This window comes from Streptomyces sp. NPDC127595 (assembly GCF_042671685.1).
GTDB lineage: Bacteria > Actinomycetota > Actinomycetes > Streptomycetales > Streptomycetaceae > Streptomyces.
Window position 1 is genome coordinate 188,128 of sequence record NZ_JBHXWK010000009.1, and the last position, 14,351, is coordinate 202,478.

10 protein-coding genes are annotated in these 14,351 nt (G+C 68.8%); 3 read left to right on the forward strand and 7 right to left on the reverse strand.

The features are described 5' to 3' along the window. Nucleotides 1–187 precede the first annotated feature (187 nt). On the forward strand, nt 188–487 hold the full coding sequence (locus ACFVKT_RS27625; protein WP_385736121.1) for a ferredoxin: 300 nt from the start codon (nt 188–190) through the stop codon (nt 485–487). Nucleotides 488–579: 92 nt separating this feature from the next. On the opposite strand, the gene ACFVKT_RS27630 is transcribed toward ACFVKT_RS27625, so the two are convergent. The 3 genes from ACFVKT_RS27630 to ACFVKT_RS27640 all read right to left on the reverse strand — a co-directional run bounded on the left by ACFVKT_RS27630 (nt 580) and on the right by ACFVKT_RS27640 (nt 4,189). Further along, a complete protein-coding gene (locus ACFVKT_RS27630) occupies nt 580–1,155 on the reverse strand; it encodes a hypothetical protein (RefSeq protein ID WP_385736124.1) in 576 nt (191 codons plus the stop codon). A gap of 206 nt (nt 1,156–1,361) precedes the next feature. Next, nucleotides 1,362–2,264, reverse strand: a complete 903-nt coding sequence (locus ACFVKT_RS27635; protein ID WP_266467034.1) for a tRNA (adenine-N1)-methyltransferase — start codon at nt 2,262–2,264, stop codon at nt 1,362–1,364. Nucleotides 2,265–2,305: 41 nt separating this feature from the next. Continuing rightward, on the reverse strand, nt 2,306–4,189 hold the full coding sequence (locus tag ACFVKT_RS27640; RefSeq protein WP_385736601.1) for a site-2 protease family protein: 1,884 nt from the start codon (nt 4,187–4,189) through the stop codon (nt 2,306–2,308). A 360-nt stretch (nt 4,190–4,549) separates the two neighbouring features. Here ACFVKT_RS27640 and ACFVKT_RS27645 point away from each other — a divergent pair, with 360 nt between their 5' ends. Together ACFVKT_RS27645 and ACFVKT_RS27650 are read left to right on the forward strand one after the other, a co-directional pair. Continuing rightward, complete coding sequence (locus ACFVKT_RS27645; protein WP_385736127.1) at nt 4,550–5,476, forward strand: RecB family exonuclease; 927 nt, start codon at nt 4,550–4,552, stop codon at nt 5,474–5,476. Nucleotides 5,477–5,490: 14 nt separating this feature from the next. Continuing rightward, a complete protein-coding gene (locus ACFVKT_RS27650; RefSeq protein WP_266825069.1) occupies nt 5,491–6,162 on the forward strand; it encodes a response regulator transcription factor in 672 nt (223 codons plus the stop codon). 80 nt (nt 6,163–6,242) lie between these two features. On the opposite strand, the gene ACFVKT_RS27655 is transcribed toward ACFVKT_RS27650, so the two are convergent. The 4 genes from ACFVKT_RS27655 to metH form a co-directional block, all read right to left on the reverse strand. Then, entirely contained in the window at nt 6,243–7,826 is a 1,584-nt protein-coding gene (locus tag ACFVKT_RS27655) for an ABC transporter substrate-binding protein (protein WP_385736130.1), read from the reverse strand. Nucleotides 7,827–7,910: 84 nt separating this feature from the next. Further along, nucleotides 7,911–9,515, reverse strand: coding sequence for an ABC transporter substrate-binding protein (locus ACFVKT_RS27660; RefSeq protein WP_385736132.1), 1,605 nt, complete (start codon nt 9,513–9,515; stop codon nt 7,911–7,913). A 445-nt stretch (nt 9,516–9,960) separates the two neighbouring features. After that, nucleotides 9,961–10,662: an HAD family hydrolase gene (locus ACFVKT_RS27665; protein ID WP_385736135.1), complete on the reverse strand. Its 702-nt coding sequence runs from the start codon at nt 10,660–10,662 to the stop codon at nt 9,961–9,963. A gap of 98 nt (nt 10,663–10,760) precedes the next feature. After that, complete coding sequence (gene metH / locus ACFVKT_RS27670; RefSeq protein ID WP_385736138.1) at nt 10,761–14,291, reverse strand: methionine synthase; 3,531 nt, start codon at nt 14,289–14,291, stop codon at nt 10,761–10,763. Between the last annotated feature and the right edge of the window lie 60 nt (nt 14,292–14,351).

Sequence of the window (14,351 nt, forward strand, 5' to 3'; positions counted from 1 at the left end):
GATCACAAAGACTGTCGGGGTGTGTCCGATCTTCACCCTTGCGCTCTCCCTCACGCCAGTGGAATACCCACCCAACATGATTGGGAAGCGGACGGAGGTAGGGTCGAAGTGTTCAACACCCGTCAGAGCTGGCCCGACTTGCGGGGATATCGGGGCACTCGGCGCAGAAAACGGCAGGAGAAAGACCGTGCAGCAGGAGGCCGGAGTCGACGGCGAGGCGCTAGAGGTCTGGATCGACCAGGATCTCTGTACCGGAGACGGGATCTGTGCCCAGTACGCGCCCGAGGTCTTTGAGCTGGACATCGACGGCCTGGCGTACGTGAAGGGCTCCGGCGACGAACTGCTGCAGGCCCCGGGCGCCACAACGCCCGTACCACTGCCGCTTCTGCGCGATGTGACGGACTCCGCGAAGGAGTGCCCGGGCGACTGTATTCACGTACGTCGGGTTTCGGACAGGGTCGAGGTTTACGGTCCCGACGCGGAGTGACCGAAGTCGCACTCAGCGTCACTGGTGTCTGCTTGCTCACACCCTCCGCGGCGCGGAGGGTGTTCTCATATGCCCGGAGCCGCGCAGGGCGTTCATACGCTCTGGGCTCCGGAGGGTGTCGAGCGGACGAACGCACCGTTCTTCCACTGCCACTTGGCCAGATCCTTCACGTCCGGACAGCAACTCGGCACCTCGGATGAGGAGTACCCGAGCAGGGTGGCGGTGACGGCGCCGTCACTCACCGCGAAGTCGGTGACGCTCAGTCGGTCCTTGGGGTCGACCAGGGTGGCCACGACGCGCGGCTCGGACTCGTCCTTGGCCTGGGTGAGGACGTAGACACCGCTGGGCGGGGTGCCCGAGCCCGCGTCGCAGCGGACCACGGCCACGGTCTCGGGGCGTCCGTCGCCGTCGAGGTCTCCGGAAGCCTTCTTCAGGACGAGGACTTTCGCGGGCCCGCACTCGATCGGGAAGTCGACTGCGGACGGGTCAGGAGCCGTGACGGCGGCCTGGGCCGGCTTCGCGTCGGAGCCGGACTGGGCCGCTGTGGCCGGGTCGGACTGCAGTAGGGAGGAGAGCGCGACGACTCCGGCGACGGCGGTGGCCGTGGCGACCCACTGGATGGGGCTGGTGTGCGTGTGTGCCAGTTCCGGGACGGCGGATTGCTGCACTAGGAGTGTCTCCCGTGAGGGCTGTGCCGGTGGGGGTGTCCCGCATGGTGCCACACGTCACAGTGCGGTGGAACGGCGGGGTCCGGACTTCCGACGGACTTTTGGCGGCGCGTCAACAGGAGAGCGACGCGTCAACAGGAGAGCACTGTGGCCGAGTTCCCCGGCTGTCCCGGGAACTCGGCCACAGTTGTGGTGCGTTGCTTACGTCAGCGGCCCATGCCGCCGTCGGCGTTCGGACCGGTGTAGTCGTCGCCGTAGGCGCCCTTGGAGGGGCGGCGGCGGCGCATCGGCGGCTCGACACCGTCCGCGAGGCGGCGGGCGGTGAGCAGGAAGCCGGTGTGGCCGATCATCCGGTGGTCCGGACGGACGGCCAGGCCCTCGACGTGCCAGTTGCGGACCATCGACTCCCAGGCGGTCGGCTCGTTGAAGGAGCCGATCTCGCGGATGGACTCGACGGTCCGCGCGAGCTGGGTGGTGGTGGCGACGTAGCAGCAGAGGATGCCGCCGGGGACGAGCGCCTTGGAGACGGCCTCCAGGCACTCCCAGGGGGCCAGCATGTCGAGGATGACGCGGTCGACGTCAGTGTCCGACAGGTTGTCCTGGAGGTCGCCGACGGTGAGCTGCCAGGCGGGGTGCTTGTCGCCGAAGTAGCGCTCCACGTTCTGCTGGGCGATCTCGGCGAAGTCCTCGCGGCGCTCGTAGGAGTGCAGCATTCCCTGGTCGCCGATGGCGCGCAGCAGGAAGGCACTGAGTGAGCCGGAGCCGACGCCCGCCTCCACGACGCGGGCGCCGGGGAAGATGTCGGCGAAGGCCAGGATCTGCCCCGCGTCCTTGGGGTAGACCACGGCGGCGCCGCGGGGCATGGACAGGACGTAGTCGGGGAGCAGGGGGCGCAGCGCGAGATAGGCGACGTTCCCCGTGGTGCGGACAACGCTGCCCTCGGGAGCACCGATCAGCTCGTCGTGCGGGAAGGAACCCTTGTGGGTGTGGAAGTTCTTTCCGGCTTCGAGCGTGAACGTGTAGTGGCGGCCCTTGGGGTCGGTCAGCTGAACCTGGTCCCCGACCTTGAAGGGCCCGCGCCTGCGGGCGGCACCGGTCGGTTCGGACATGTGACCAGCCTACCGGTCCTGCAAGGAGCGCCCGACCACCGCTAGGCGGGCCGGGCCATGGCCTTCACGAAGGCGCGCTCCACGTCGGCGGCGGACAGGACGCCGTAGATCTCGCCGGAGTCCTCGACGACCAGGTACTCGGTGGCGGGGTTGGCGCGCAGGGTGTCGAGGAGGTCCTCGCCGGCGAGTTCGGCGGAGACGCGCATGCCGTCGGTGAGGTCCTGGGCGAGGCCGCTGACCGCGACCCAGGGGCGGCGGTGCTCGGGTACGCCGACGATGGCGGCCTCGCGGACCAGGGAGAGCGGCTGGCCGTCGGCGTCGACCACGACCAGGGCACGGGCGCCGGCGTCGTTGGCGCGGCGCAGCGCCTCCGAGAGCGGGGTGCTGGTCTCGACCGGGACCGCGCGCCGGGTGAGCGCGCGGGCGCGCAGTTCCGGGAGGTGCTCGCGCAGGCGGGCCATCCGGAGGCTGTTGCCGGCGCCGGTCCAGATGATCGCGGCGAGGATGGCGGCGAGCAGGGCATCCGTGACGGTGTCCATGCCCCCGATGTCGTCCGGGGACTCGCCGAGCGCGCCGGACTGGGTGAGCAGGGGCAGCCCGATCAGTACGGCGACGGCGAGGGCGCGCCCCACCCAGGCGGCGGCGATCGTGCCGCTCATCGGCCTGCCGGTGATCTTCCAGACGACGGCCCGGAGCATCCGGCCGCCGTCGAGGGGCAGCCCGGGCAGCAGGTTGAAGGCGGCCACGATGAGGTTGGAGATCATCAGGCCGCCCAGCAGGACACCCGGCACGGTGCCCGGTTCGACCGTCTGCATGGCGAGAAAGAAAACGCCGGAGAGAACGAGGGAGAGCAGCGGCCCGACGAAGGCCAGCACGAACTCCCGGCCCGGGGTCTCGGACTCCTTCTCGATCTCCGAGACCCCGCCGAAGAACTGGAGCTGGATCCGGCGCACCGGCAGCCCGAAGCGCAGGGCGGCGACGGTGTGGGCCAGTTCGTGGACGAGTACGGAGGCGTAGAAGGCGACCGCGAAGAAGAGGGAGACCAGGTAGCGCAGGGCGCCGAGTTCAGGCAGCACGCGGTCGAGCTGGCCGCCGAACACCCAGGTGATCAGGGCGGCGACGAGGAACCAGCTCGGGGCGACATACACGGGTACGCCGAAGGGGCGGCCCATCAGCAGCCCGCCGCCCGGTCCCTTCTCGCGGCGCGGCGGCCGTCCTCCCTTGCCCGGTCCGGACGTGGCGCGCGTCCTTGCGGCGTCCTCGGCGCCGGGTTCACCCGCCGCACCAGTGTGCGGACGGGCCTCGTCGGTGGGTCCTTGGTCGGCTTGGGGCTCCTCCTTGGCGAGGCGAGGGGTGGCCGGGGACTCGCCGGAGGGACGGGGCGTGACCGGGGTCCCATGCGACGGACTGGCGGCGGCCGGGGACTCGTACGAGGGACGGAGGGCGGCCGGGGACCCGTCCGATGAACCGGGGTCCGCCGGGGGCTCATCCGAGGCACGGGGAGCGGCCGGAGACTCGGCCGAAGGACCAAAGGCGGCCGGGGACCCATCCGATGAACCGGGGTCCGCCGGGGGCTCATCCGAGGCACGGGGAGCGGCCGGAGACTCGGCCGAAGGAGGAAGCGTGGCTGGGGACTCGGCCGAAGGACCGGGGGCGGCCGGAGAGTCGACCGAAGGACGTGAGTCGGAGGTGGGCTCGTCCGGCGGACGGGGAGCGGCCGAAGGACGGAGAGGCGCCGGGGACTCGTCCGAAGGACCCAGGGTGGCCGGGGACCCGTCCGAAGGACCCGGGGTGGCCGGGGACCCGTCCGAAGGACGCGAGGCAGAAGAGGACTCGTCCGACGGACGGAGAACGGCCGAAGGACGGAGGGGCGCCGGAGACTCGGCCGAGGTGTCGGGGGCGGGCTCGGTTCCGGGCGTGGGCACGGGGGGCTCGGTGTCACCGCCGGGCTCCGTGGGGGCCTGCCCGGTGGTGTCCTCCGGGCTTTCCCCTTCCCGTTCCGGGCGCGTGGCGTCCGCGCCCGGGCCGCCCCCGGAGGCCTGGGGCCCCTCGTGGCGCTCGGTCGCTTCGTCGGTACCGGAGCGCGGCTTCCCGCTCCCGCCGCTCTCGTCCACGATGTCCCCTCGTTCGAAGCGTCCTCCGCTCCCGATCATGCGGAGCAGGGTCTGGGTCGATGGTATGCGGCCGTCGCGGCACGTTCCGCCCCGGCACCCCCTCTGTTTTCCAGGGCGTTGCAGGAGCCGCGGCCGTATCACTGTCAGTGGCGAGCCGTAAGGTCTGTCGTCATGGAAACCAGCACCGAGGGCGTGGCCGAGCCCGGCGCCGCGGACCCACCCGCCGAAGTCGTGGCGCCGGTGGCGGCCCTGCCGCCCACGTCCCTGTCGCCGTCGCGCGCCGGCGACTTCATGCAGTGTCCGCTGCTCTACCGGTTCCGGGTGATCGACAAGCTCCCCGAGAAGCCGAGCGAGGCGGCCACCCGCGGCACGCTGGTGCACGCGGTGCTGGAGCGGCTCTTCGACGCACCGGCGACGGAGCGCACGGCGCCGCGCGCGAAGTCCTTGATCCCCGGCCAGTGGGACCGGCTGCGCGAGACCCGGCCGGAGGTCGTGGAGCTGTTCGCCGACGACCCGGAGGGCGAGCGGCTGGCGCGCTGGCTCACCGAGGCCGAGCAGTTGGTGGAGCGCTGGTTCACCCTAGAGGACCCGACCCGGCTGGAGCCCGCCGAGCGGGAGCTGTTCGTGGAAGCCCAGCTCGACTCCGGGCTCAAGCTGCGCGGCATCATCGACCGCGTCGACGTGGCGCCGACGGGTGAGGTGCGGATCGTCGACTACAAGACGGGCAAGGCCCCGAGACCGGAGTACGCCGAGGGTGCCCTGTTCCAGATGAAGTTCTACGCCCTGGTGGTGTGGCGGCTGAAGCAGGTGGTCCCGCGCCGGCTCCAGCTCGTCTATCTCGGCAGCGGCGACGTACTGACGTACGACCCGGCGATCGAGGACCTGGAGCGCGTCGAGCGCAAGCTGCACGCGCTGTGGGAGGCGATCCGGGAGGCCACCGAGTCGGGTGACTGGCGGCCCCGGCCCACCAAGCTCTGCGGCTGGTGCGACCACCAGTCGGTGTGTCCGGAATTCGGCGGTACTCCCCCGCCGTATCCGCTGCCGGTCAGGGCGCCGGAGTCCGGTGACGCCCAGCAGGGCAGAATGGGGCCGGACTAGCGAAGGAGACTCACGTGGCCATCCGCGTCCTACTGGTCGACGACCAGCCGCTGCTGCGCACCGGCTTCCGGATGATCCTGGAAGCGGAGCAGGACCTGGCGGTCGTCGGCGAGGCCGGTGACGGTCTCCAGGCACTCGACCAAGTCCGTGCGCTGCAGCCCGATGTGGTTCTGATGGACATCCGTATGCCCAGGATGGACGGTGTCGAGGCGACCCGGCAGATCACCGGCCCCGGCCGGGACGGTCCGGCGAAGGTGCTGGTGCTGACGACCTTCGACCTCGACGAGTACGTGGTGGAGGCGCTGCGCGCGGGCGCCAGTGGCTTTCTGCTCAAGGACGCGCCGGCCAACGAACTGGTGCAGGCGATCCGGGTGGTCGCCTCGGGCGAGGCGATGCTCGCGCCGAGCATCACGCGCCGCCTGCTCGACAAGTACGCGAGCCATCTGCCGTCCGGCGACGACCCGGTGCCGGACACCCTGCACACACTGACCGACCGCGAGGTCGAGGTGCTGAAGCTGGTGGCCCGCGGGCTGTCCAACGCCGAGATCGCGGCCGACCTGTTCGTCAGCGAGACCACGGTCAAGACCCATGTGGGCCACGTCCTGACCAAGCTGGGGCTGCGCGACCGGGTGCAGGCCGCGGTGTACGCGTACGAGAGCGGGCTGGTGCGCCCCGGCGCGCAGTAGTAGACGGCACGCACCAAGCACAGAGGGCGGCCCCTTCCTCCGGGAGGAAGGGGCCGCCCTCTGTGTACGCCGGGCCGGGGTCAGTCCTTGCTGATCTCCCAGAAGCGGAAGACGGTCGAGGCGTCGAGGCAGTACTCCAGGCCATAGACGTTGTCTCGGATGACCGCGTACTGCTTGGCCTGCCAGAGCGGGATGAGCGGCAGTTCGTCGGCCACGATGTCCTGGAGCTTGCCGTAGTCGGCTTCGGTGGCGCCGCGGCTGCTCTGTGCGGCCGTCTCCGGGATGAGCTGTCCGGTGATCGTACTGTTGGTGTAGTTGTTGCCGAGCACGTTGCCCTCGCCGAAGAAGGGGGCCGTGAAGTTGTCCGGGTCCGGGTAGTCGGGCACCCAGCCCTTCACGTACACGCCGTACTTGCCCTTGGCGATGTCCTTCTCGTACTGGCCGAAGGCGACGGACTTGACGGTCGCGTCGAAGAGGCCGCTGGCGTTGAGCTGCTCGGCGATCGCCCTGAACTCCTCGTCGGTGGAGGGTCCGTAGCGCGACGGCGTCGACCAGAGGGTCAGCTTCACCTTGTCGGTGATGCCGTCGGCGCGCAGCTCGGCCTCGGCCTTGGACTTGGAGGGGCTGGCGCCGTAGGTGTCGAAGAAGGCCGTGTTGTGGCCCACGATGCCGGCCGGGATGATCGAGTACAGCGGCGTCGCCGTGTCCTGGTAGACCTCGTCGACCAGGGCCTGCCGGTCGAGCAGATAGGCGATGGCCTTGCGCACCGAGAGCTTGCCCGCCACCGGGTCGTTCATGTTGAAGACCAGGTGCTGGACTTCCGCGCTGGTGCCCTCGACGACGTTGACGCCTGTGCCGGTGGAGGTGTCGTTCTCGATGTCCGCGATGTCGTCGGCGGCGAGACCTCGGTAGGCGATGTCGATCTCGTTGTTCTCCAGGGCCTTCTTCAGCGCGGTCCGGTCGCCGTGGAAGAACCTCAGTGTCACACCGGAGTTCTTGACCTTGGCGGTGCCCCGGTAGCTCTTGTTGACGGAGAAGACGGCCTTGTCCTTGCTGAAGGAGTCCAGCTTGTACGGGCCCGAGCCGACCGCCTTGTTGTCGGTGCGCAGTCCGTTGTCGGCGTAGTGCTTGTGGTCCACGATCGAGCCGGCGCCGGAGGCGATCTTGCTCGGGAAGGTGGCGTCGGCGTACTTGAGCTTGAAGACGACGGTCTTGGCGTCCGGTGTCTCCACCTTGTCGAGCATGGGGAACATGATCGCGGGACCGGCGTCGTCGTTGATCTTCAGCATGCGGTCGAAGGAGAACTTGACGTCCTCGGAGGTGAGCGCGTCACCGTTGCTGAACTTCAGCCCGCTCTGCAACGTACACGAGTAAACCATCGTCGTGGCGTCCGTGAACGAGCACTCCTTGGCGGCCTCCGGCTCCGGCTCCGTACCGCCCTTGGGGAAGCTCAGCAACGACTGGAAGACGTTGTTGAACAACAGCCAGGAGCCCGGGTCGTAGCCGGACGCCGGGTCGGTGGCGAGGACGTCGTCGGACATCCCCATCACGATGGAGGAGCCCGTGCCCCCCGAGCCGCCGGACTGCGAACCGCAGCCGGTGAGGAGGCCGACGGCCAGCCCTGTCGTGACGGACAGGACTGGCCACTGGTTGCGGAGATTCACTGCTGTGCCTTGTCGTTGGTTCTCGGGAGTGGCCGGATCCAGCCGGTGCCGGGCCCGAGCTCGGGCCCGGCGAGGGCAGGTCCGTCAGCCGCTCACTCCGCGACCGAGCTCCCAGAGCTGCAGGGTCGAGGAGGAGTTGAGCGCCCATTCGGCGCCGGTGATGTCGTCCCGCGCGGCGATGTACTGCTTGCCCTGCCACAGCGGCAGCACGGGTACGTCGTCGGCCACGATGTCCTGGATCTCGGTGAGGCTCTTCGAGGCGGTGAGGCGGTCGGCCTCGCGGCGGGACTCCGGGATCAGGGTGTTGATGATCGTGCTGTTCGAGTAGGGCGACTTGAGGAAGTTGTCCTTGTCGAGGAACGGCGCCAGGAAGCTGTCGGCGTCGGGGAAGTCGGGGAACCATCCCATGCCGAAGACCTCGTACTGGCCGTCGCGCTCGGCCGGGACGAAGGTCTCCCAGGGCGAGCCCTTGATGTCGACGTCGAACAGGCCGCTGGCGTTGAGCTGCTGCTTGAGCTGCTCGAACTCGTCCGCGGTGACCGAGCCGTAGTGGTCGGTCGTGTAGTTCAGGGTGAGCTTGACCGGCGTGGTGATGTCGGCCTCCTCCAACAGCGTCTTGGCCTTGCTCACGCTGGGCTCGCCGTACTTGTTGAAGAAGGAGTTGGAGTGGCCGGTGATGGTGGCCGGGACCAGCGAGTAGAGCGGGTCGGCCGAGGTGCCGTAGACCTTGGAGACGAGCTCGCCGCGGTTGATGACCTGGGCCATGGCCTGACGGACCGCCGCGGACTTCACCGACGGGTCGTCGGTGTTGAAGGCCAGGTAGCGAATCTCCAGGCCGGGCATCTCGATCAGGTCGATGTTGCTGTCCGTGGTGCTGCCGAGCTTCTTGATCTGCTCCGGCGTCATCGACCGGGTCATCAGGTCGATGTCGCCGCTGTTGAGCGAGTCGCCCATCGTGTCGGCGTCCGCGAAGGAACGCATCTCGACCTGGCTGTTCTTGATCGTCAGAACACCCTTGTAGTTGGGGTTCTTGGTGAAGACGGCGTTGACGAGCTCGTCGTCCTTCACCTCGGCCTTGAACGTGTACGGGCCGGAGCCGTCGATACTGAAGCCGTCGCGCAGCTTGCCCTTGTCGTAGTCGTCCGGGTTGACGATGCCGGCGACCGGGGTCGACAGCTTGAAGGGGAAGGTGGCGTCCGCGGTCTTGAGGTGGAAGATCACCTCACGGTCGCCCTGGGTCTCGATGGTGTCGATGGTGGACAGCAGCGCGAACACACCACTGTCGGCCTGGATCGACAGGGCTCGGTCGATGGAGAACTGGACGTCCTTCGCGGTGACGGGGTCGCCGTTCGCGAATTTCAGGTCCTTGCGCAGCGTGCAGGCGTAGCGCTCGTTGCCCGTGTCGGTGAAGCCGCACTCCTCGGCGGCCTCGGGCTGGGGTTCGCCGTCACCGCGCGGGATGATCATCAGGGTCTGCACGGTCTGGCGGAGAATATTCCAGCTGCCGACGTCGTACGCGTACGCCGGGTCGAGGGGAGCGGGGGCATCCTTCGATGCGATGAACCGGTCGGTGGTGCCGACAACGATCGGGTCGCCACTGTCGCTCCCGCCGTCGGACCCCCCACACGCGGCGAGCACCGGGGCGAGCAGGCCGATCACGGCCGGCAGCACCAAAGTCTTGCGGTTCATGCTCGAGTTTCTCCAGAGCTGTAGATTCCGCGAGCCCGGCATGCAGGGGTGGTGCTGCGGGTCACGGGGATACGGCGATGTTCTCGCGACGACATTAGTCCGCACCGCCACCGCGGCCCCCAGGGACTGGAGTTGAGTTCCCATCACGCTGTGATACCGGGCGTGGACACACTGGTAACCCGACAGCGGAAGGATTCGTGCAGTGATTCACCAATCGGGACACAAGGGCACGTCACCCGCCCCTTAAAGGGAGTTGGCGGCATATGCCAGACCCGATGTCGACCCCTGGTCAAGTGGCGAAAGTCACACCTGCAACTCGACCAAGAAGCACCGGAATTCAGCCATCCGACTGCTGTTCAATTCCTTCACGAGGATTCGCCGCGGATCCACCGAGGGAGACTCGGGGCCGCAATCGTGTATTCAGTTCCGCACGCTGGGTGAACGCCTAGCGCATTGCCGTCATCAGGCCGCGGAGAAAAGGCAGGTCGACCTCTTCCAGAGAGCCTACGACCGTGCGTCGGGCGGCCGGCGCGATGGGCGCGAGCGAGGGAACCGCGACCACCCGGCAGCCGGCCGCCTCGGCGGCGGCGACGCCCGTCGCGGTGTCCTCGATGACAGCGCACCGGGCCGGTGTCGCGCCGAGTCCCGCGGCCGCCAGCAGATACGGGTCGGGGAACGGCTTGGTCCGCTCCACCTCGTCGCCCGCCACGGTGAGCGCGAAGTACTGGGGGCCGATGGAGGTCAGGATGCGGTCGATGATCCGCCGGTGCGAGGCGGAGACCAGGGCCGTGGGGATCTCGTGCGCCGCCAGTTCGGCGAGCAGTCTGGCCGCCCCCGGCATCAGCGGCAGCGAGTTGCCGATCCGGGCCTCGAACCCGTCGTTCAGCAGCACCGTCAGCTCGGCGAGGGTGATGTCGGCTCCGGTGGCCTCGATGAGGAAACCGGCGCTGCGGGTCATCGGACCGCCGATCACCACATGCCGCCAGGAGTCGTCGAGCACATGGCCGAGGGACGCGAAGACCTCTGCCTCGACGTCCCACCAGAAGCCCTCGGTGTCCACCAGAGTGCCGTCCATGTCGAGGAGCACGGCCTCCAGGGCAGAGCCTTCGGCCGTACGGGTACCGAGCGCGGGGACCGTACTGGTCATCCTGGCGCACCTCCTTGAGGGACAACCAGGCCGGTCGCCCCTCTTTGCCAAGGGGGCAACCGGCCTGCGGTGGACCGACCAGTCTACGTCGTGTCCGATCAGCGCGCGTTAAAGTACTTCGCCTCCGGGTGGTGGATCATGATCGCGTCCGTGGACTGCTCCGGGTGGAGCTGGAACTCCTCGGAGAGCACGACGCCGATACGCTCCGGCTCAAGGAGCTGGGCGATCTTGGCGCGGTCCTCCAGGTTGGGGCAGGCCCCGTAGCCGAGGGAGAAGCGGGCGCCCCGGTACTTCAGGGCGAACATGTCCTCCATCGCGTCCGGGTCCTCGCCGGAGAAACCGAGTTCGGAGCGCACCCGGGCGTGCCAGTACTCGGCGAGGGCCTCGGCCAACTGGACGGACAGGCCGTGCAGTTCGAGGTAGTCCCGGTAGGAGTTGGACTCGAAGAGCTTGGCGGTCTCCTCGCCGATCCGCGAGCCCATGGTGACGACCTGGAGGCCGACGACGTCGGTCTCGTCGGACTCCTCCGGACGGAAGAAGTCCGCCAGGCACAGCCGGCGGCCACGGCGCTGGCGCGGGAAGGTGAAGCGAGTGCGCTCGTTGCCCTGCTCGTCCAGGATGATCAGGTCGTCGTCCTTGGAGACGCACGGGAAGTAGCCGTACACGACCGCTGCTTCCAGGAGGTTGTCGGTCTGCAGCTTGTCCAGCAGGCCGCGCAGCCGGGGCCTGCCCTCGGTCTCGACCAGTTCCTCGTACGTCGGCCCGTCGCCCGCGCGAGCCTGCTTCAGGCCCCACTGACCCTTGAACAGCGCGCCCTCGTCGAGCCAGGAGGCGTACTCCTTGAGCGGGATGCCCTTGATGACGCGGGTGCCGGCGAAGGGCGGGGTGGGCACCGGGTTGTCGACGGCGACGTCGGAGCGCACATGCCCCTCCTCGGGGCGCTCCTCGACCTCGGTGACGGCGGCCGCGGGCCGCACCCGGCGCTGCTTGAGCTCGGGCAGCACCGCTCCGGGGACCCCGCGCTTCACCCCGATCAGCGCGTCCATCAGGCGCAGGCCCTCGAAGGCGTCGCGGGCGTAGCGGACCTCGCCCTGGTAGATCTCGTAAAGGTCCTGCTCGACGTACGCCCTGGTCAGCGCCGCGCCGCCGAGGATCACCGGGTAGTCGGCGGACATTCCGCGCTGGTTGAGCTCCTGGAGGTTCTCCTTCATGATCACCGTGGACTTGACCAGCAGTCCTGACATGCCGATGACGTCGGCCCGGTGCTCCTGGGCGGCGTCCAGGATCGCCGAGACCGGCTGCTTGATGCCCAGGTTGACGACGTTGTAGCCGTTGTTGGACAGGATGATGTCGACGAGGTTCTTGCCGATGTCGTGGACGTCGCCGCGGACCGTGGCCAGCACGATGGTGCCCTTGCCCTCCGCGTCCGACTTCTCCATGTGCGGTTCCAGGTAGGCCACCGCGGTCTTCATGACCTCGGCGGACTGGAGCACGAAGGGAAGCTGCATCTGGCCGGAGCCGAAGAGCTCGCCGACCACCTTCATGCCGTCCAGGAGCGTCTCGTTGACGATGTCGAGGGCGGGGCGGAGTTCCAGGGCGTCGGCCAGGTCCTGTTCGAGGCCGTTCTTCTCGCCGTCGATGATGCGCCGCTTGAGCCGCTCGTTCAGCGGGAGCGCGGCCAGTTCCTCGGCCCTGCCCGCCTTCAGCGACTTGGTGGTGGCGCCCTCGAACAGCGCCATCAGCTTCTGCAGCGGGTCATAGCCCTCGGCGCGACGGTCGTAGATCAGGTCCATGGCTGTCTGGACCTGCTCGTCGTCGAAGCGCGCGATCGGCAGGATCTTCGAGGCGTGGACGATCGCCGAGTCCAGGCCCGCCTTGACGCACTCGTCGAGGAAGACCGAGTTGAGCAGGACGCGGGCGGCCGGGTTGAGGCCGAAGGAGATGTTGGACAGGCCGAGGGTTGTCTGTACGTCCGGGTGGCGGCGCTTGAGTTCGCGGATGGCCTCGATGGTGGCGATGCCGTCCTTGCGGGACTCCTCCTGGCCAGTGCAGATGGTGAAGGTCAGGGTGTCGATGAGGATGTCCGACTCGTGGACGCCCCAGTTCGTCGTCAGGTCCTCGATCAGCCGCTGGGCGATGGCGACCTTGTGCTCGACGGTACGGGCCTGGCCCTCCTCGTCGATGGTCAGCGCGATCAGCGCGGCGCCGTGCTCGCGGGCCAGCTGGGTGACCTTCGCGAAGCGGGACTCCGGGCCGTCGCCGTCCTCGTAGTTGACCGAGTTGATGACCGCACGGCCGCCCAGCTTCTCCAGGCCCGCGCGGAGCACGTCGACCTCGGTGGAGTCCAGCACGATCGGCAGCGTGGAGGCGGTGGCGAAGCGGCCGGCCAGCTCCTTCATGTCGGCGACACCGTCACGCCCTACGTAGTCGACGCAGAGGTCGAGCATGTGCGCGCCCTCGCGGATCTGGTCGCGGGCCATCTCCACGCAGTCGTCCCAGCGGGCCTCCAGCATCGCCTCACGGAACTTCTTCGACCCGTTGGCGTTCGTCCGCTCGCCGATCGCCATGTAGGCGGTGTCCTGACGGAACGGCACCGTCTGGTAGAGGGAGGCGGCACCCGGTTCCGGGCGCGGGTCGCGGGCCCCCGGCGTCATGTCGCGCACGCGCTCCACGACCTGGCGCAGGTGCTCGGGCGTCGAACCGCAGCAGCCGCCGACCAGTTGGAGGCCGTAGTCACGTACGAAGGTCTCCTGTGCGTCGGCCATCTCGGGCGCGGTCAGCGGGAAGTAGGCGCCGTCCTTGGTCAGTACGGGCAGACCGGCGTTCGGCATGCACATCAGCGGCGTACGCGAGTGGCGGGCCAGATAGCGCAGGTGCTCGCTCATCTCGGCCGGGCCCGTGGAGCAGTTCAGCCCGATCAGGTCGATGCCGAGCGGCTCCAGCGCGGTGAGCGCAGCGCCGATCTCCGAGCCGAGCAGCATCACGCCCGTGGTCTCGAAGGCGAGCGAACAGATCAGCGGCACTTCCAGGCCGAGGGCGTCCATCGCGCGGCGCGCGCCGACCAGGCTGGACTTGGTCTGGAGCAGGTCCTGCGTGGTCTCCACGATCAGGGCGTCGGCGCCGCCGGCGAGCAGGCCCTCGGCGTTCTGCTGGTAGCCGTCGCGCAGGACGTCGTACGCGATATGGCCAAGCGAGGGCAGCTTGGTGCCCGGACCGATCGAGCCGAGGACCCAGCGCTGGCGGCCGTCCTTGGCGCCGAACTCGTCGGCGACCTCGCGGGCGATCCGGGCGCCCGACTCGGACAGTTCGAAGATGCGGTCGGCGATCTCGTACTCGGTCGCCGCCGAGTGGTTGGCGCCGAAGGTGTTGGTCTCCACGCAGTCGACGCCCACGGAGAAGTACTCCTCGTGGACGGACCGGACGATGTCGGGGCGGGTGAGGTTCAGGATTTCGTTGCAGCCCTCGAGCTGCTGGAAGTCCTCCAGCGTCGGGTCCTGAGCCTGGAGCATCGTGCCCATCGCGCCGTCGGCCACCACGACGCGGGTGGCGAGGGCCAGGCGGAGTGCTTCGGCACGCGCCCGGCTCTCGGCAAGCTCGGACGAAAGGGACGGGTTCGGCAACGAGGCCATGAAGATGCTCCCTGGAGTGCGACGGCTGTCGGCTTTGCGCTTCCCATGGAACGCGCACCC